The organism is Paenibacillus sp. EZ-K15 (genome assembly GCF_002573715.1).
Lineage (GTDB): Bacteria > Bacillota > Bacilli > Paenibacillales > Paenibacillaceae > Paenibacillus_AQ.
On record NZ_PDHM01000019.1, the window covers coordinates 102,891 to 122,274 of the forward strand.

20 protein-coding genes are annotated in these 19,384 nt (G+C 45.3%); 2 read left to right on the plus strand and 18 right to left on the minus strand.

The window, feature by feature from the left end:
• Position 1: 1 nt before the first annotated feature.
• The 4 genes from CRG97_RS22630 to CRG97_RS22645 are packed head-to-tail and all read right to left on the minus strand — an operon-like array spanning position 2 to position 4,139.
• Positions 2–796: an ABC transporter ATP-binding protein gene (locus CRG97_RS22630; RefSeq protein ID WP_098747657.1), complete on the minus strand. Its 795-nt coding sequence runs from the start codon at positions 794–796 to the stop codon at positions 2–4.
• Positions 797–1,600, minus strand: a complete 804-nt coding sequence (locus CRG97_RS22635; RefSeq protein WP_098747660.1) for an ABC transporter permease — start codon at positions 1,598–1,600, stop codon at positions 797–799. It abuts the gene before it with no gap.
• Positions 1,597–2,574, minus strand: a complete 978-nt coding sequence (locus tag CRG97_RS22640) for an ABC transporter permease (protein ID WP_098747662.1) — start codon at positions 2,572–2,574, stop codon at positions 1,597–1,599. Before CRG97_RS22640 ends, CRG97_RS22635 begins: the two co-directional genes overlap by 4 nt.
• On the minus strand, positions 2,544–4,139 hold the full coding sequence (locus CRG97_RS22645) for an ABC transporter substrate-binding protein (RefSeq protein WP_098747664.1): 1,596 nt from the start codon (positions 4,137–4,139) through the stop codon (positions 2,544–2,546). Before CRG97_RS22645 ends, CRG97_RS22640 begins: the two co-directional genes overlap by 31 nt.
• A gap of 146 nt (positions 4,140–4,285) precedes the next feature.
• On the opposite strand from CRG97_RS22645, the gene CRG97_RS22650 reads away from it, so the two are divergent.
• Positions 4,286–5,041: a class I SAM-dependent methyltransferase gene (locus CRG97_RS22650; RefSeq protein ID WP_161952965.1), complete on the plus strand. Its 756-nt coding sequence runs from the start codon at positions 4,286–4,288 to the stop codon at positions 5,039–5,041.
• Positions 5,042–5,088: 47 nt separating this feature from the next.
• On the opposite strand, the gene CRG97_RS22655 is transcribed toward CRG97_RS22650, so the two are convergent.
• The 3 genes from CRG97_RS22655 to CRG97_RS22670 all read right to left on the minus strand — a co-directional run bounded on the left by CRG97_RS22655 (position 5,089) and on the right by CRG97_RS22670 (position 8,906).
• Positions 5,089–5,451 carry a GyrI-like domain-containing protein gene (locus CRG97_RS22655; protein WP_481856217.1) on the minus strand — a complete coding sequence of 121 codons (363 nt, stop codon included), beginning with the start codon at positions 5,449–5,451 and terminating at the stop codon, positions 5,089–5,091.
• A gap of 556 nt (positions 5,452–6,007) precedes the next feature.
• Entirely contained in the window at positions 6,008–7,768 is a 1,761-nt protein-coding gene (gene dhaK, locus CRG97_RS22665) for a dihydroxyacetone kinase subunit DhaK (RefSeq protein ID WP_098747671.1), read from the minus strand.
• Between the two features lies 1 nt (position 7,769).
• The gene (locus tag CRG97_RS22670; protein WP_098747674.1) at positions 7,770–8,906 is read right to left on the minus strand and encodes a glycerol dehydrogenase; all 1,137 of its coding nucleotides are present in this window, start codon (positions 8,904–8,906) and stop codon (positions 7,770–7,772) included.
• A gap of 204 nt (positions 8,907–9,110) precedes the next feature.
• Between CRG97_RS22670 and CRG97_RS22675 the strand changes: the two genes are divergently transcribed.
• Positions 9,111–10,157, plus strand: coding sequence for a PocR ligand-binding domain-containing protein (locus CRG97_RS22675; RefSeq protein WP_098747676.1), 1,047 nt, complete (start codon positions 9,111–9,113; stop codon positions 10,155–10,157).
• A gap of 85 nt (positions 10,158–10,242) precedes the next feature.
• On the opposite strand, the gene CRG97_RS22680 is transcribed toward CRG97_RS22675, so the two are convergent.
• The 11 genes from CRG97_RS22680 to CRG97_RS22730 form a co-directional block, all read right to left on the minus strand.
• Positions 10,243–10,821 (minus strand): GNAT family N-acetyltransferase, encoded by a 579-nt coding sequence (locus tag CRG97_RS22680; protein ID WP_098747678.1) that lies wholly within the window; start codon positions 10,819–10,821, stop codon positions 10,243–10,245.
• Between the two features lie 165 nt (positions 10,822–10,986).
• Positions 10,987–11,211 (minus strand): hypothetical protein, encoded by a 225-nt coding sequence (locus CRG97_RS22685; RefSeq protein ID WP_098747680.1) that lies wholly within the window; start codon positions 11,209–11,211, stop codon positions 10,987–10,989.
• Positions 11,212–11,272: 61 nt separating this feature from the next.
• Entirely contained in the window at positions 11,273–11,437 is a 165-nt protein-coding gene (locus tag CRG97_RS34295) for a KR domain-containing protein (RefSeq protein ID WP_098747683.1), read from the minus strand.
• Positions 11,438–12,196, minus strand: a complete 759-nt coding sequence (locus CRG97_RS22695) for an ABC transporter ATP-binding protein (RefSeq protein WP_098747685.1) — start codon at positions 12,194–12,196, stop codon at positions 11,438–11,440.
• 4 nt (positions 12,197–12,200) lie between these two features.
• Positions 12,201–14,519 (minus strand): ABC transporter permease, encoded by a 2,319-nt coding sequence (locus tag CRG97_RS22700; protein WP_098747688.1) that lies wholly within the window; start codon positions 14,517–14,519, stop codon positions 12,201–12,203.
• Positions 14,504–15,802: an MFS transporter gene (locus CRG97_RS22705; RefSeq protein ID WP_098747690.1), complete on the minus strand. Its 1,299-nt coding sequence runs from the start codon at positions 15,800–15,802 to the stop codon at positions 14,504–14,506. Before CRG97_RS22705 ends, CRG97_RS22700 begins: the two co-directional genes overlap by 16 nt.
• Positions 15,795–16,442, minus strand: a complete 648-nt coding sequence (locus tag CRG97_RS22710) for a TetR/AcrR family transcriptional regulator (protein ID WP_098747692.1) — start codon at positions 16,440–16,442, stop codon at positions 15,795–15,797. The genes CRG97_RS22705 and CRG97_RS22710 overlap by 8 nt, the downstream gene beginning before the upstream one ends.
• Before the next feature lie 146 nt (positions 16,443–16,588).
• Entirely contained in the window at positions 16,589–16,963 is a 375-nt protein-coding gene (locus tag CRG97_RS34120) for a hypothetical protein (RefSeq protein ID WP_098747694.1), read from the minus strand.
• Positions 16,964–17,247: 284 nt separating this feature from the next.
• Positions 17,248–17,388: a GNAT family N-acetyltransferase gene (locus CRG97_RS33865; protein ID WP_237566548.1), complete on the minus strand. Its 141-nt coding sequence runs from the start codon at positions 17,386–17,388 to the stop codon at positions 17,248–17,250.
• Between the two features lie 43 nt (positions 17,389–17,431).
• Positions 17,432–18,544, minus strand: coding sequence for a sensor histidine kinase (locus tag CRG97_RS22725; RefSeq protein ID WP_098747696.1), 1,113 nt, complete (start codon positions 18,542–18,544; stop codon positions 17,432–17,434).
• Positions 18,535–19,254 (minus strand): response regulator transcription factor, encoded by a 720-nt coding sequence (locus CRG97_RS22730; protein WP_098747698.1) that lies wholly within the window; start codon positions 19,252–19,254, stop codon positions 18,535–18,537. Before CRG97_RS22730 ends, CRG97_RS22725 begins: the two co-directional genes overlap by 10 nt.
• Between the last annotated feature and the right edge of the window lie 130 nt (positions 19,255–19,384).

Here is a 19,384-nt window from a genome sequence, read left to right on the forward strand (position 1 = left end):
GTCATACACCTCCTTTGCTAAGAAACCTCTGAGATCGATACGTGCATAATTGTTTGGTATATTCATGCACAGGTTGCCCTAGAATTCTCTCAGTGCTTCCCTGCTCTATGATTTCTCCATAACGCATAACACCAATCGTATCCGCAAGATAACTTGAAAGGAGTAAGTCATGAGTAATAAACAACATACTCATGTTTAGATCCAAAATCAGATGATGCAGAAGGGATATGATTTCAGCTTGTGTTGTGATATCAAGTGCACTCGTTGGCTCATCCGCGATGACGACATCAGGCTTTAGCAGAAGCGCCATGGCGATCATGACACGTTGATTCATTCCACCACTTAGCTCATGAGAATAACTTTTCATTACATGCGCCGTATCTTTTAAGAGCACATGAGATAGCATCTTCTCCGCTTGTTTCTCTGCCTCATATCTTGAAACAGGCAAGTGACTTCGCATAAGATCACTGAATTGCCTGCCAATAGGAATCGATGGATGCAGTGCTTGTTCAGGATGCTGAAAAATGGCACTAATGTGTTTCCCTCTGATTTTACGCCAGCTCCCTTTGGATAAAAGATTCAGTTTTTTGCCCCGGAACATGATATCACCTGACATTTGCAAATCAGCGGGAAGCATTCCTAAAATAGCTTTACTTGTTAACGTTTTACCGCTTCCGCTCTCTCCTAATAAACAGTAAGTTTTCCCTGATTCCAGAGTAAAGCTGCTGTTATGTACAAGCGTCTGACCATTTGCACTTCTAATATTCAGATTTTTTATTTCTACGACTGCCTCCATTTATTTCTCCCTCCTGAGTCGCTCGCCTACAATCTGAAACGAACAGGCTGTTAGAAAAATCATAAAGCCCGGGAAAAATCCCATCCATGGTGCAACCTGTAAATAATTTTTCCCATCCAATAACATAACCCCCCATTCAGGTGAGGGAGGCTGTGCACCAATTCCTAAAAAGGATAAACCGGACAAAGTCAAAATCGCCTTACTTACATCCAGGATCAACATGGTACCAATCTGTGGGGAGATATTCGGTATCATATGTCTTATCACGGTTCTCATTCCAAATGATCCGCTTACCCGGCTAGCGATAATATACGGTTCCTTTTTAACATCATGGATCAAACCTCGGATTAATCTCACGTACTTGGCCCACCAAGAAAGAATAACCGCGAAATAAACATTCTCCATGCCAAAACCAAGAAAACCAACAACCACAATGGTAAGCAGGATACTCGGCAATGCCGTAAATATATCCGTTATACTCATCATCAACATGTCAAGTTTATTTCCCCAATAAGCACTCAGGGTGCCAACGAAGAGTCCGATCAGCATGACCACGCTGAGAACTGCAAAAACAGGAAACACGGAGTCCCTGATACCGTGTATCACGCGGCTTAATAAATCTCTTCCTAAATAATCCGTTCCAAACGGATGTGAGAGGCTTGGGGGAAGAAGCTTTTGATCGTGATTGGTAAGGAATGGGTCATAAGGTGAAATCCATGATGCGGTGAGTCCTGTAATCATGAGAATCACAATAAACAACAACGCTGTTGTTGGAAGCTTATTCGCTCGGATGAGATTCATCATAATTCCCACCTCTGTTTGTCTAGATGAATACGTGGATCGGCAAAGAAATATAGAATATCAGCAGCAAAATTAAACACAAATATAAATACAGCCACTAAGATCGCGCTCCCTTGAATGACTGGAAAATCACGGCGATAAATAGCCTCTAGCATATATTTACTGAACCCTGGAAAACTAAAAATAGTTTCCGTTATGATGGAAGCTCCAAAAAAGCCAGGCAAACTAGTCGTAACTAGCGTCAGTATTGGGATGAACATGGAGCGAAATAAATAAGATGGATAAAAGATCGAGGGGCGCAAACCTCTAGCTCTTGCCGCCTCAATATAGGAGAATTTACTGTACTGAATGGTATAGGATCGTACCATCCGAACGAAGTAAACACTTTGTACCAGCGAAATAGCTGTTATCGGAAGTACATAATGTAATACGGAAGAGCTGCCTACAACTGGAAGAATAGTCCATATAACTCCAAAAGCATACATTAGTAGAATAGCGAGCCAATATAAGGGTACTGACAACCCCAAAATGGTTACCGAATAAACAACTCGATCAGAAAACGAGCCTTCATTCAATCCTAACCAAATCCCAACCGGTATTGAAATGAACAACGTTATTAAAAAGGAGCCTGTAATGAGTCTGGACGTCGGCTCTAAACGGCTTGTGATTTCATGTAACACCGGTTCTCCGGACATAAAGGAATTTCCTAGTTCACCTTGAAATATCTGAAGTACCCAGGCAATGTATTGCTGAATGAACGATTGATCAAGTCCCCATTGCTTCTGTAAGTCAGCTACCAACGATTGCTCCGGCACGGCTCCGATTTCTAACAACATCATGGACGCCGGATCGCCCGGCGCCAAACGCATTAATGTGAAAACGAACAATGAAAATAGGACTAGGGTAATCATTAACATCAATAATCGATTCATTATGGAACGCAGCATCACTGTGCTTCTTTCTTCAAGTGATGCCATTTCAACGGATCATCTTCAATGGCATTGAAAGAAAAGTCAACAACATCACGTGTATGAACAAAGGTTTGCTTGGTATAATATATCGGCACAGACATAGCCTCCTCATGCATTCGAAGAAACACTTGGTCGAACAGCTCCTGCTGCTTCTCGACTGAGACCGTAGCTGCAATCTGATCTAACAAGTCTGACAATTGAGGGTCTTGGTAAGCAACTCCCGGTGTAGATGACGAATTGTAGAATAATGAGGACAGGAATCGATATGGCAATTGAGCATCTGTATACGTTCGATACATAAGCAGGTCATAATCCTTGCTGCCCCATAGCGTATCGTAGTAAGCTGCCCGTTCCTGATTTACAATGTTAATTTGAATACCTATCTGCTTCATGTTGTCTTGAAAAATTTCAGCCATCTCTTTCCACTCTGGATATTCTTCCGTTTGAATAACCAATCGCAGTTGTAAGACTTGTCCATCTTTCTCATAAAGATGCGTTTTCTCATTCCATTCGTAACCCGAGGCTTCAATCAATTGTTTTGCCTTCTCGGGATTATAAGGATAGAAAGGCTGATTATCGACGGTTACAAACGCAACTTTTTCTTGAAACAACCCTCTGACTGTATCACCGGTTCCATCTGCATATTTACTCGTATCATTTCCGTAATTCATGGCTTGGCGAATATTCTTGTCTGATAGAGATGTTTTGTTTTGGTTGATGACCAAAAAATAGGACATGGTGCTGGTTCCAGTTTCCACAACGTACTTATCGTTATTTTGAAAAACACTTAGACTTTCCACCGGAACATTGCCAAGTTCCCCACCTGCAAGATCTACCTCTCCAGACTGTAGAGCCAATACCCTTGCCTGAGGATCTGTAATCACTCTAAAAACAAGTGAATACTCTGATGGTTCCTCTAACCAATAATGCTCATTTGCTACCAGAACCGTCTCAACCCCTTGTTGATAACTGCCTATTTTCCAGGGGCCCGTTCCGATGGCTTTTTGGAAGGTACCCTTCACATCTCCAGCAGGAGTTACCGCATTTGGACTCATAATCCGAAATGGCCTTGCTTGACTAAGCTCATACAGCACTTGAGTTGCCGTTTCTTCAAAAGTAAGTACGACGGTATGATCATCAGGAGATTCTATTTTTTTTAGTAAACGGGAAATTTCAAGCGTCGCATTCTCTTCTCTACTAATCGCTCTCTCCAACGAAAACTTAACCGCAGCTGAATTCAATGGACTGCCGTCAGAAAATTTCACCTGATTTTTCAGATGAAAACTGTAGGTCTTTCCGTCATCGGAGACTTCCCAGGATTCAGCCAAACTAGGAGCAAGTTTACCTTCTCCTTCATATTCCACAAGCGCGTCATATACAGCGGCATGTGTATGCCGTGATCCATTGTAAGTCGAGGCATCAAGCTTATCTCCTTCAGCATCCTGTGTTACTGCAACAACGATGTGCTTGTCCTCTCCTTTGCCAGAAATCGGCCGTTTTTCTTGCGAGCACCCCATAAGTACCAACAATGCGACAAGTACTACAACCCCGAATCTAAATCTCCCAAACATCCCTGCTCCTCCTATTTCTCTTCTATGATGTTTTTGATTAAACAGCTGTCAATATCATGATCACTTGCATACTGAGTAATCTTTGTATATTATTAATCGTAATTGTTACGATTTGCAAGATTTTTTTTATAAAGGAGAACCGATTAATGACTGAGCATAAACTCGTACAGCAATATCGTGATTATTGGGACAAAGGAGCAGACGTCTATGATGAAATCGTAGATACGGAATTTGCAACCGATACATATGATCAATGGCAAGCGATCCTGAGTAATCTTTTATCCGGAAAAAAGGATTTAAAAGTTTTAGATGTTGGAACTGGTCCTGGATTTTTCGGGATTTTGCTTAGTCGTATGGGTCATCAGGTTACAGCCATAGATTCTTCACCTGAAATGGTGGCTAAAGCTAGTAAAAATGCGCAAAAATATAACTGCAGCATCAAAATTATTGAGACAGATATTATAGAATACAAGCCGGAAGAAACATTTGATATCATCATTTCCAGAAATGTTACTTGGTTCCTATATAATCCTGTCACTGCCTATCAAAATTGGTATGGGATGCTTAATGACGGCGGTCAAGTTATTATTTTCGATGCAAATTGGAATTTGTTTTTGAGTAATCCACAGGAGGCAGAGCTTTATCGTAAAGCTCAGGAGGAAGCAATTGAGCAAGGTTACTTGCCCTACCGCGAAGTGAAAGACATTGAAGAAGGTGATCAACTGGCGCTTACCTTGCCATTGACCTACGTAAGAAGACCGGGATGGGATAGCGAAATGCTTAGATTTATTGGTTTTACTAAAATTACAATCCATAAAGGATTCGATACTAAATCTTATAGTCCAGGAGAAAAAATCCTGAACCGTCACAGACCTATGTTTGCGATCGTTGCTGAAAAATAGGACCATCCTTAACATCTGGCCACCGACAAGAACGTATATCCCGTTAGTCATCTCTCATTCGTTCTCGCCGGTTGCGGTCGTAACGGCAGGTTAAAGGGCCGATCTTTGTGGGATGGCCCTTTCTCTTTTTCTTCAGTAAGCAACTGTTTTTCTAGACCTGCTTCGATTTTAGGACCAACTTGTATCACAGGGCCCTCAACTTGCTCGTATCCAGAGGAAGGAAACCATTCTCCATAAATGCGATGCCATTTTTCCTTCTCCCAGGGAACCTTCACTTCAAATACTATCCATGTCATAGCTGGCACAATGAATGGCGAGAGGTTTTCTGGACAGAGTTCTGTTGAAGCTACTGCCATGTAATAAGCAAAATCCTGCTTCAGCCGTACTGCATTTCCGACATTCACATGCAAGGAGCAGGCATCCGGCACATCTTGTTCAATTTCTGCAGGGTGGCTGCAGGCTGATTTTAGCTTTCCATTTTTACAAAGTCTTGTGGATTGGATCTAATATACGTGCTAATCTGTTTCATATTATCCGGAGCGGTCTCCAAGAAGCGTTCAAATAAGGAGCTTACAGTGGTTAGGAGTTCATTATCATGCTCCAAGTCTTTAAAAGTAGCTTCACTCCATTGCACACCTAGCATACGATTCCTTGCTTCGAGAACCTCTTTCGTTTGGGGGTATTTGTCAATGAAAAAGGCAGGGAGATTTCTCCACTGCCCTTTATGCTTTATATGCCTGAATATTGAGCCGAAACCTAGCTTCCTCCCCCTCCATTTCCAAAAGTGTTAGTATGGAGGACAGACGTTTTTCGATTTGAACAGACGATCCCATTACATCCTTGAAGTTCATAATCGGTAGTTCGTCGGGTTCAGTATTCGAGCTGGTTGGTTGAATAACTGCTAAATTATGCAAAATTTCTCTCATTAATTCCAAAAATTTCCTCATTAATTATGACACCACACAATTACCTCATCACTTTAGCAAGCTCCGTGAAAATAACCCCGAGCGCGTAAGCACCCGCATCCGGGTATCCGATACTGCGTTCGCCTACCGTGCCCGCTCTTCCCATTCGGGCAACGATATCTGCCGTCTTCTCCGCTCCGAGAACCGCCGCCTCGGCCGCCTTGATCGCCGCCGGCTTTATGTCCACGCCCTGCGCAGCACTCTGCGTCCAGGAATCCGCGAACGGGACGAGTGCATCGATCAATGTCTTGTCGCCGACGACAGCTCCTCTTCCGAACGATCTTTCGCCCGTATCCTGGATTCCTTTCACAACGGCCTGCATCATATCTGCGACCTCTTGAACGGACAATTCCTGCTTCTGACCGGCAGATTTACTGGCCGCTCGGAATGCGGATCCCCAGATCGGTCCGGAAGCCCCGCCGCAATACTCCATGATGATCATCGAGCAGGCGTCGAGGAAATTGCCGATATCGCTAAGATGGTGGGTCAGAATATCGTCCCACTCCGCCTTGAGCTGCTTGAAGCCCTTGGCGACACTCATGCCGAAATCGCCGTCTCCGGCATGGGCGTCGAGCTCGCAGAACGGCACCTCGTTCTCGATGATGACCTCGCTCATTTGATCGATCAGATATACGATATTTTGCAAGGATAAGCGGTTGTTCTTAATCACTGCAGCATCAGCTTCCGTATTGTTTTTATACGAAACTGCCCTCTCTGACTTCTCTTCTTGAATAACCTCGGTATAGTTCACGGGCTCAAAAGATCCCTTAACCGACAGTGCCGGCGTATCGCATGGCGCAGACAGCCACTTCTTGAGCGTCTCGTCCAGCTTCATGATCGTCACCGATGCACCTGCCATGTCGATGCTAGTCATATAGTTGCCTACGAATACTTTGAATACCCGCTTGTTTCGGGACGCCAATTCACGCATCACGGAATTGTTCAGCAAGTACAGCTCCTGCAGCGGCGTGCCGCCAAACCCATTGATTAATACGGCAACTTCATGCTCCGCAGAATCATTCATCTGCAAGTTGTCCAGCAAAGACGTGACCATCCGCTGGGCCAGCTCATCTGCAGGAACAACTTTCTCCCTGCGGATTCCCGGTTCGCCGTGAATGCCGACGCCGTATTCCATCTCGTTATCTTCGATATGAAACGTCGGAGTTCCCTTGGCGGGCACGGTGCAGGAGGTAAACGCGAAGCCGATGCTGCGAACATGGTTAATCGCATGCTGCGCCGCTTCTTTTACTTCCGGCAGGGACAGTCCCGCTTCTGCGGCTGCTCCGGCTACCTTATGAACGAGCACCGTTCCGGCAACCCCTCTTCTCCCTACCGTATAGAGACTGTCTTCAACGGCGATGTCATCGTCGACCTTCACATAATCCACTTGGATACCGTCCTCGCTTGCAAGGTGGGCCGCATTTTTGAAGTTCATGATGTCGCCGCTGTAATTTTTGATAATAAGCAGCGTTCCCTGATTGCTCGCGGAGCTGCGGATCGCTTGATACACCTGGATTTGGGATGGGGAAGCAAACACATCGCCGCACACGGCCGCATCCAGCATGCCGCTTCCAACGAATCCGGCATGAGCCGGTTCGTGGCCGCTTCCGCCGCCGCTGATCAGCGTAACTTTATCTTGGTTGATCTCTTTTTTGGAAATCACTTTGAATTTAGGGTTGAACGATAACTCAGGATGCGCCAGCACAAGCCCATTGCACATTTCCCGAACCAAGGTTTCCGGCTTATTCATGATTTTCTTCATCTTATATCTCCTTACTTAATTTGTATTGACGACCCAACTGGTCAGCGGCCATAATCGCGGATGCTACCGCCTCCTCCGAAATCGGGAATGGCATCGAATGGATGGATTCCTCGGCAATACATGCCTTCTTGGCCACTTCAAGCAGCTCCTCGTAGGTCACACGCTCTACGCCGATATCCTCCAGGCATACAGGAAGACCGATCGACAGACAGAAGTCCAGCACTTCCTTCATTTCGTCCCGGTCGGCATTCTCAAGCACCAATTGAGCAATCGTACTAAAGGCTACCTTCTCGCCGTGATAATAATGATGCGTTCCTTCAAGAGCCGTCAAGCCATTGTGAATCGCGTGAATCGCTGCCAAACCGCCGCTCTCGAAGCCTAGTCCCGATAACAGAATATTCGTCTCGATGATATTCTCCAAGGCTGGCGTCACAATATTTTGATCACAGGCCAGTTTCGCTCTGTACCCGTTCTCGAGCAGTGTTTCATAACATAGCTTGGCAAGTCCCAGCGCTGTAATCGTCCCTTTGGCGTCACCGCATACGCCTTCGCGAACACCGCACGGCAGACCGGCATTGACATTGGAGTAAGATTGAGCCGTCGCTCTTGCTTCGAAATAGGTAGAGAGCGCATCCCCCATTCCAGCAACTAGGAATCTAGTCGGTGCTTTAGCAATAACCGTCGTATCAATCATGACGACACTAGGACTTTGTTTGAAATAAGCATAATCATCGAATTCGCCTTCCGGAGTATAGAGTACCGCCGAATGGCTTGTCGGTGCATCGGTCGCCGCAATTGTAGGGACAACAATCAGGGCCTCACCTTCGGCTACGCATTTTGCCGTATCAATCGCTTTGCCTCCGCCGAGGCCAATCGTGCAAGAACATTGATGCTCCTTCGCCAAAGCTTGCAATCTGGCAACCTCCTGCCGGGAGCATTCCCCACGGAAGCCGCTTTCAACTAGCGTTATATTAAATTTCAGTTTCGTTGACTCCAGCTTGTCTTTTACCCGTGCAACATCATCGGGATGGGCAATCAGCAGAGCGGATTCTCCGAATGTCTTTACAAAATAACCCAAATTCAACAGTTCGTTCTCACCTTGCACATATTTTGTGGGACTGATAAACGCTCTTCTCATGTTCATTCCTCCTAAGTAAACTATACTTATTATTATAGGTTGTACTTAATCGGGAAGCATGAAACAATGAGATCGGAATAAAGCGTTTTCTTATCGTGTTTTTTTGTCATCTTTATGGAAAATTGTATTATCTTGTTCTTCAGTAGAAGCATTCGCTATAATATTCAGTAGAGTTTCTATAACTTTTCATAGGAGAATGTTGTCATGTCCAAATCCCGATATGATTTAGAAGAAATCATTGATTTGGAGAAATGGGAGAAGCTGCAGGATTCCTTATCGCTCGTGACCCAAATGGCGATCCTTACGGTCGATTACAAGGGCGTTCCCGTCACCAAGCACAGCTACTGTCAGCCTTTCTGCCAAGGCGTGCGCCAGGATTCCCATCTCTCTCCATACTGTCAAAAATGCGACGCGCGTGCTGGCATTGAAGCGGTTCGCCAAAACAAGCCATACATCTATTTATGCCATTTCAACATTATCGATATCGCCATCCCGATCATTATTGATAACCAATATCTTGGTGCGATCATGGCGGGACAGCTCAAGCTCCGAGAATCTGATGCTCCGATGCTGGAGCAGATCGTATCTCGGCCGCCCAATGTGGAGTCAAACCGAAAGTTTAAGGAACTCGAAGGGGATTATGATGCACTGCCCATCTTATCCTATGATGAGGTGATCAAGTGCGTGGATCTGCTGCTGCAATTAAGCACCTATATCGTGGAGGAAGCGATTCAGAAGCATACCACGATCGATTTATACAAAAAAGTGCTCACTTCCAACATGGATGCGCCAGCTTCCATGGAAGCTTATAACGAGTCGGATCGTGCGGTCCGCAACATCCAATCCATGCAGCAGGAGCTGTCAGGAGCACTGATCGATACCAAATTGAAGAATGGCGCTGGGCGGTTCGTCTCATCGAATGCCGTGCTTCAGCCCGCATTTGACTATATTTTTGCGCATAAGCATGAGAATTTCAGCCTGAAGGAGATGGCCAAGCTTTGCCATATTAGTCCCAGCTATTTCAGCCGCATCTTTACGAAGGAAACAGGAGAGAATTTCTCCGTCTTCATCGCCAGGCTTAAGATTGAATGGGCCAAGCAGCTGCTGGAGTCCACCGATTCGCCGATCCATCAAGTGAGCGATGATTTAGGGTTCTGCGATACGGGCTATTTCATTAAAACGTTCAAAAAGTTCGAGCACCTCACCCCGGCCGTGTACCGGAACATGTATGCCGGGCTATCAGCTAAGTGATCGGTTTACCTACCGATCATTCCAAGTAAAACCCCTTCGTTCATGAACGAGGGGTTCTTACGATGGCCGTTATTCAACCAGCCCGTTAACGGGAGTTGCTCTGATTCCGGTAGTCATCCACAACAATAGAGTAAAATTTCAGATCTTCATGGTTCCCTTTTACGAATATCGTCTGTCTTAATAAACCTTCATAGGACATGCCGGCCTTTTCCATCACTCTGGCTGATCCTAGGTTTGACGGCAGACAGCTTGCCTCGATTCTAACCAGCTTCATTCTTTCAAATCCAAAAGAGATGATAGTCCTGATCACTTCGGTCATGTAACCACGATTCCAATAATCCTTGGACAGGGCATAACCCAATTCGGCTTTAGCATGTCGGACATCCCAAGCCATAAATCCTGAGGTTCCAATGATTTTTCCGGTTTCTTTGTCCACGATTCCCCAAGGGGCAACAGCATGATGGGCGTATTTTTGCAGCACTTTGTTTAGATAAATACGGGTATCTTCCATCGTTTGATGCGTCGGCCAGGCCGTATATCTCGATACGTCATCATCGGATCCGTAATGAAATATATCCTGTTCGTCTTCGCTCCTCAGTTTTCTTAATATCGTTCTGGCTGTTTCTAGCGTGGGGAGATCCGAAAAGATGTCTTCGATCCGCATATCATTCACCCTCCAAAGCTTCAACGATTGATTTGAAAAGAGGCAGAGAACATCTGCATAAAACCTTAATTATGTATGATATAGTTCCTTTGCACTTAAGTAAACTTCCGAGAGATAGTTCTTGTTTGGAACGAATCTTCTCATAATGGCTCTCTATCCTTTCAACTATTTATTCTTCTGCTTTGCAACTTGCATACCGCCGATGATAAGCATGAGAATCCCAATTACTGCTAGAATAATCCGAACTAAGAATGGACTCATTGAAAACACAGTTTCACCTTGCCAATGCAATTCGAACAACCTTTCATTCAGCCCCACAATCGCCAATAATGGCTTAAGAAACAAACTCAGCGCTAATAATACTATCCCCCAAATAATATTGCTATTCATTGATTCAAAACCTCTTTTCCAATTAAGATAAATGAAGATTAATTCACAATAAAACGATCTATCATTGCCTTTCTAGAATTTTATTCGTCATCGAAGAAAACAGGATAAAGCAATCAAGCGTCTCTCCTCTCGTCAGAGCGTCCAATACTACCGTACCATTAATCTTTGGTCTTATGACATCACGAAATGTATTTATATTTTTGTTAAACAGAGATCCATTATTAATTTATATTCCGATCTCCTGCATTTTCACCATAACTTTCTTGACCCTGCCATCCATATCCGTTCCTGCAAACTTTGGAAGCTTGAGTTCGCCTACCATTTTCCCATCGCGCATAAACATAATGCGCTCCGTCCGTGCCGCAACTTGTGCATCGTGAGTGACAAGCATGACCGCGGTACCGTCTGCATTAATTTCAGAGAATATGTCCATCATTTCCTGAGCGGATATGGAGTTGAGTGCTCCCGTAGGCTCGTCGCCGAAGATAATGCTCGGGTTGTTCATCAGCGCCCGGCATATTCCCGCACGCTGAAGCTGACCACCCGAAACCTGGGTGATGTTGCGTTTTTCGAGCTCTGCGATGCCAACCCTTTTCATAAGTTCCCTCGCCTTCGACGTAATGTTCGCGGCGTTTTTACGGTTATCCCGCATAGATGGGAGAATGATATTGTCGAGGATATTCAGGTTCTTCAGCATCGTCGGCTGTTGGAACACAAAGCCCATTTTGGTTCTGCGCATATCTGCAAGCTCATTCTCCCCAAGCGTCGATAAATCCTTATCCTCAAAAACGACTTTTCCGCCATTCACGCCATCCGTCCCGCTCAGTGCAAACATTAGTGTTGATTTTCCCGAGCCTGATGGTCCCATAACAGCCACGAACTCACCCTCGTGTATATAGGTGGACACCCCATCCAGAACATTACGCTGTTCGCCGCCTTCGCCGAAAGATTTTACGATATCATCTCCGATAATCAACTTTTTCATCTGCCTACTCCTTTATATTTTCGGATATTTTTATTTGTCCTGCCCCCGATGTGCCGATCATGGTTGCGATAAGTACGGAAGCTATCATCATAAGCGGGCTATACAGATACGCCGAAAGCGGATTGACCGCAAAATGAAACGCCGACGCTCCAAACGAAGAGATAACCGCACCCGCAAGCATTTCTCCGAGCGTGTTCGCCAGAAGAGTTCCAAGAACAATGCCGACAATCAGAACAAATACGGAACGTGAAACATATTGAACCTTTATGTCCGAATTCGTAAAACCGAGGGCTTTCATAACGGCAATGGAATATCGGTCCTTAGCAACAAGCATTTTCATAAACAAAAGGGTAATCAGTACCGATATCATCAGCGCAACAACAACTGCAGCGTCCGAAGCCTTCTTGACGGAATTGATCGTTGAGCCGAATGTCTGTGCAACAAATTCATCAATGTCTGAAATCTTAGCAAAATCAAACCTGTCCGCGTAATCCGAAATCCTGGCCTCGACAAGAGATTTATCCGAAAGTTCAGCATTGATCATGCTCCACATCACATCCGCCGAATTGTCGGTGAATACCGCTTTTGCGGTTTTGCCGCCGTTGGTAATGTCGGAATAGATTCCACTTACCGTTAAATCTTTTTCCTGTCCCTCCATCACCAGCGTAATGACATCACCAACCTTCTTGCTCAGCTCATCCGCGTTCAAAACCGACAGTGCAATTTCATTCTTTGCGACGGGTGCTCTGCCTTTGGAATAGGCAATTGGGAATACGGAATGGTCACCGAGTTCGATTTTTATGTTTTCCTCAGAACCGTTTTCTGTTTTGATGTTAAATACTTTTGTTGTAAGGACGGCAACCTTGGATATGGCACGGTCGCTGCTCATCGCATTTCGTAGTTCAGCCGTTTTCTCTGAAATGTTATCGGTCTGCTGTATGTCAGCACGTATATCATAGTTTCCGATCCCCATATATTGGATGAAGCTTGTAGAGGAGATAGTGTTGTACAAATTCTGTGGAACAATCATGATAAAAGCTGCAATCACCAACACCGTTAGGCTAGTAGCATAAAGCCTTTTCCTTGCCAGAACGTCTTTGATACCGAGGAAAACATTCGTATTCAACAACCTGTTTCCACTTAGATTAAAACGTTTGGCGCCTGTGTTTTTCTCCTGTGAAGTGCCAAAGCGTATGGCTTCTGCAGCGGATATCTTCCGAAAACGTTTCAACACTGTGTTTACATAGGTGATGATGGCAAGGAATACAAGCAATATGCCGATGATTCCGAACAACAAAGCATAGGCGGCAGTTTCACTTTCTCCCATATAAAGCCGTATATTTTCAAGAAGCATGCCTTGGAACATCAACGACAGCGCAAAACCGAGCATACTACCCGCCGCGGCAATCGCTGCGTATTTCGCAAGATACATCTTCTTTATGTCGGAAACACGCAGCCCTATTGCCATCATAACCCCAATCTCGCGATAATCTTCTTCGATTTTGGCCAGGAGCGTAAATCGTATGCACATCAATGCGATGGCCACGACAAGCGCGCTCACAAGAAGTATAACCGCGATCATCAACCCATCGGAAAGTGCGTTCATCATTTTGAAAAGCTTATATGTAACGGTTGGTCCGTTTGCTTCAAGTCCTGCGGAGGCGTAAGCCGCTTCAAATGAACCGAGCTCGGATAAATCCTTTAATCTAAACTCAATCAGATACTCCGTGCTGCCGAGGCTCTTCATTTCCGCGTAATCATGTTTATGTACAAGAAATCTCTTGGAGGAGGAGAGCGTGGAGTTCATCTGGGAATCCCGGAGGAATCCTGCAACGATAAACTCCTTCCCGCTAATGACCGCCAGATCACCGACCTTGGTGGTGCCATCCTTCATATAGCTTACCGGAACATACAACTCGCCGATGGCGGGTTGTATAATGTTACCGTCGAGATCAAGAAGATAATCGAATTTTTGGCTCTGCATGCTAAATCCGTTATCCTGGACACTGTTCGCAAGTGAATGCTCGCCTAATCGTATCCGCGCACCGTCGATATTGAGAAATTCCATCACTTGAACATCATCCACATTGTGATGCTGCTCCGCAAAAGCTGAAAGCCGCGCAGAATCTATTTCACCCGAATGCATCTGCATAAAATGCGGGGTTTTGGCTTGTGTCATCAATGTGTTCAGTGCACCCGAAAGATTGACGACGAGGATCGCCGCAAGCGAAACAAGCATTGCCGCAGCAGCGACAAATACCATGGTTGTTAGCGTAGTGGCCTTGCTTTTTAAAAAATCATTGCGGATTATTCTGGAGTACATAAGACACCTCTGTTTTCAAGCATTTTAACCGACTTTAGCTTATACAAAATGACGGACGTTACACATAACAGCAGCCCGGCGATGATAATGAGAAACCCCATCCCTCTGCCGAGTCCCGTACCGATGATTTTTCCCACACTGTCAGCAAGCCCCCCACCTTCAACTAATAAAGGGGTGAACACAAAGTCCGCCAAAACACCCGAAAGCGCATACGCCGCTACGAATCCAAGCTGGGAAAGGATTCCGATCAGTGCCCAAGCTCTCCCTTGAACGGCATTATCCATGTTGGTGCGAACTAGAAAATCCAGGCTTGTGTTGGCGAACGGAAGCATTGCAAAAAACAGAAATCCCGAAACACAGATCAAGGCAATATGTTCTCGAAATCCGAACGCCGCCATAAACACGCCTACACCAAACAAAGAAATCGAAAGAATTTTCACATAACCCTTTTGAATGGGGAGAAATCCTATAATGACACTGGATACGAGCATTCCCGAACCGACAATGGTTTCTATCATCCCTACGACGGAGCTGTTTGTAAACGTCAGCAGCATGGGAATGGTGAGTGTTTCAATAACTCCAAGGTAAAATGTCAGCACCGATGTCATGATCACAAGAACAAGTACGCCTCTGTTAGCAGAGACCGCCTTCCAACCGACTTTGATTTCGTGGATAAATGATTGTGTGGATTCGTATGTCTTGGAGGCAAGGCCACTGCGGACGGCAAGCGTAGTTGCAACGGTGACAAAAAAAGTGCAAATGTCGATGACAAGCAGCAGCTTTATATCCGTAACGGTTAGCAAGAATCCCGCAAGGATCGGCGAAATCAAAAATTTCGCCGATCCTGCCACTTGGACAAGACCGCTTGCCCTTGTGTACTGCTCCTCCGTCAGCAAATCCGTAACCGTAGCCTTGTATGCGGGGTCAAGCAGTGATGAAAACATCGAGCTTATGGTAACTCCCACACAAATTTGCCACAGCTGTGCTTCTCCGCGAAGCATGCAGATGAGGATGAATACAAGCCCGATCGCAGAAAGACTGTCGCCTAGCACCATTAACAATCTGCGGTCATAGCGGTCTGCAAGCACTCCGGCAAATGCGCTTAAGAGTAATGACGGCATGAACGCTAGCAAGGTAACAAGAGCCATGGCCGAGGCCTTTCCCGTCTGCTGGAAAACATATATCCCAAGCCCGAACGATGTGAGCCCGTTTCCTATGGTTGAAATAAGCTGTCCCGACCATAGTAGGAGAAATTTCTTGAAAGATTTCCCTGATTCATTCATGGCTGTTCTCATCTCCTCCACCAAACATCTGCATAACGTCCATAAGGCTTCCGCTCGCTGCGCCGAGCAGCCTTTCCACATTCCATACAAAGGCCAGCATTCGTGATCCGCGCTCCTCATTCGTCAAGGTAATCATATCGTCATCAAACACGGTGTTCGCATAGATCACAACCATTTCCATGCATTCATACGGATACGGTGTGCTGAACATCCCCTGCTCAATGCCTTCGCGGATGATTTCCGTCAGGATCGGCGGAACGCCGTTGATGATGACCTTTTGTATTTTCTGATGCATCAGGGCGTTCTGCGGCTTGTGAATATGCTCCATAATTTCCTTGCTGCTTCCGCCGCTTAAGTTCAGAGCCATCACAACGCGGATAATGCGTTCGACTACGGGTATCGTCTTGTCGGAGGCAATGACCTGCGCCGCATCCAGAAGACCGTCACTATACCGATCAATTAACGCATCCATAATATCCTCCTTCGACTTGAAGTGATGATACAAAGTTCCCCGCGCAATCCCGACCTTTTCGAGAATATCGTTTGTACTCGTGCCGTCAAAGCCCTTCTGGGCAAAAAGTTCATCCGCTGCGTCAAGGATTTCGTTCCTGCGTTCCTCCGCTTTTTTTACAACTCTCATAGTTACACCCCCTTATCACCGACCGACTGCCTGTCGGTTATAGAATAACAGGTTTCCTGTTATTGTCAAGATGTTGTTAGCTGAAAAACAAAAGCGGCCCATCCTCTATTGAGGATGAGCTACTTTTAGTTATCCATTTCACCCTATTACTGTCTAATGACAAGGATGTCTTGAGGCGGTCTGGCGGTGCTTTGGATTTGGGATATTTCAGCGTCAGTAAGATTGCGTCCTACAACAATGAACGAAGATGTCACATTGTTAAAGTTAAAATTCCCTAAGTTCGCTACGTTTTGGCTGCCGCGGAACACACGAAATGATCCCTGAAAGTTAATTCCCGAGAACAATACAAGTGTTATTTCAGCGCGCTGCACTACATTTCGGAGTCGAAAACTGGAGAGAACGTTATTAAAGCGAAACGCTCCAAGATCACGAACTGCAACGCCTCCACGTCTAAAGAGGATCCGACGAACGGAAAAATTAGTGCCTGACCAAAGAGCAAGACGTACATCGCTGTTTGCCAACTATATCACTTCCTTTTTTGAGGTTGATATAGTATATTACCAAGTCAAAGAAAGGTAAGAGACAAAAATACCTGTATAATCGTTTGTTATTCGGATTCTACTTCCCCACGATTTCTTAGCTATTCTCCGAAATATATTCATCCTTTAAAAGGCCATAATACACAAGGTCTTCATATTGATTCCATTTCCTCACATGCTGTCTTAATCGCCCTTCATATTTCATTCCTAACTTTTCCATGACTTTACCCGATGCAGGAGATAACGGGCAAATAAACGGTTCAATTTCATTTCGTCAAACGCATACCGTTCGATGTTGTTTCCGCAATATATGGATCTCCTGCTAATTGTTGAACGACTTTGGCATCATCTAGACGGAAAGGCCGTAATGTCAATCTTTCCAATTGAATGGTCGGCAGTTTCTTCAAATGGTTCTCCCCCTTAGTTCCATGAATACTCCTCTGTTCCCTGTCAACCAAGAGAAGACAGACCCTTTTTCGGCAATCGAATCGTGAACGAAGTTCCTTGTGAAGGCTCACTTTCTACACTAATTGTGCCGTCATGAACCTGAACCAGCTTGTAGACAATCGCCATTCCGAGTCCCGTGCCCTCAGAGGTAGAATCCGTGGTCGTGCCCCGGTAATATTGCTGGAATAGGTGCTCCACCATATGGGCCGGCATCCCTACGCCATTGTCCTTGATGCGGATTACAGCATGCTCTCCTGTGTCCGCAATCTGTACATATATATTCGTATGTTCAGGATTGTGGAGGATGGAGTTCATCATCATATTTTGCAGGATGCGCTGCATGAATTTCGAATCAAAATCAACATAAATGGCAGGTGGATCCGCTTGAAAATGCAAATGATAGCTGCTCGCTTGTGGACTATTGCTGATATCGGCAACTACCCGTTTTGTAAATTCGACGATATCTTGATTCGTCTTCTGTAATGGCAAAGCGCCGTCAGCGCGATTGAGCTGTGTGACGAGGCTTAAATCTTGAATCAATTCCTCCATATGCTTTCCTTTGTCGTCCATTTCCCGAATGAAAGAGATCGCCTCTTCTTTCGACCACTCGTACTGCTCATTCAATAAAAGCGCTGAGTAGCCTTTGATATAGGTTAACGGCGTTTTCAAATCATGAGAAATCCCCGCAATCCATTCCTGCTTGGCTTCTTCGATTTGGCTCCTCTCGATTTCGTTCGCTTGCAGTTTGACTCTCAAGGATTGAAGATACTCAAGCACCTCCTGATACAGGCGGAACCGCATGCGAAGTTTCCCTTTACGGGTATATATTTGAGGGAAATCGGCAGGTTGCTCATAGTTGTCCTGCGAGAGTCGATGAATCCAGGCCATGATGAATCCGATCGGTCCGCCAAAATACCATCCAAACAAAACGATGCACAGCAGCGTACTCGCACCAAAGATCCATCCGACAAACAGTCCTTCATCATCTAGACTGACATGGATACCGAGCAAGGGAAGAAGGCCTTCAAGAATAATAACAACGAGTACACCCGTGCCAAGCATCCATAGAATAAGTCCTAATGCCAAATGAATCGTAAATCGAGTTTTTATTCGCATGACAATGCCTCATTCGGGGGGATGAATTTATAACCGATTCCCCGCAAATTCACGATGATTTTTGGTTTTCGGGTATCATCGCCGAGTTTTTTTCGCAGCTTGGCGATATGGATCGTGACCGTTTTTTCTTCCCCGTACACATCATTTCCCCATACCAATTCGTAAAGCTGAGCCGTCGTGAAGATATGATTCGGATGTTTACAAAAGAAATGCAGCAGCTCCAGCTCCTTCGCCGTGCATTCTACAGGTTGACGCTTCACGGTTAACGTTGCCGATTCCGGATGAAAAGAGAAGTAGCCATAATCGAACGCCGTGTTTTGTTGATGTGCATTCTCCATAAACCTTTGCCGGCGAAGGATCGCCTTGATTCGGGCAATGACCTCCAGTGGATTAAACGGCTTGGTAATATAATCGTCCCCGCCGATCCCTAGACCCGTTAATTTGTCGAAGTCGGTGGAGCGTGCGCTAATAAAAATAATCGGTGCATTCGTATGTTTCCGAATCTCCGCACATAGTTCAAAACCGCTTAGATCCGGGAGCATAATATCGAGCAAAATCATATCATATGCCTTCTCTTTGATCCGCTGCAGCGCGCCTTTGCCCGATGATGCGGTGTCGATATGCGTAAAATTCTCTTTGCGAAGCGTGATCTCCAATAACTTCAAAATACCGATTTCATCATCGACAGCTAGTATGGATGCAGATTCCATTGCGATTTTCCCCTCACTTCAAGCTTTATCCTGTGTATTCACTTTTCTATCTTACTCTATTTACAAGATCCCGAGTTTACTCTAGTTAAAATGTTACGAGCTTTTTCCATTGTGTTTACTTTATTTTTAC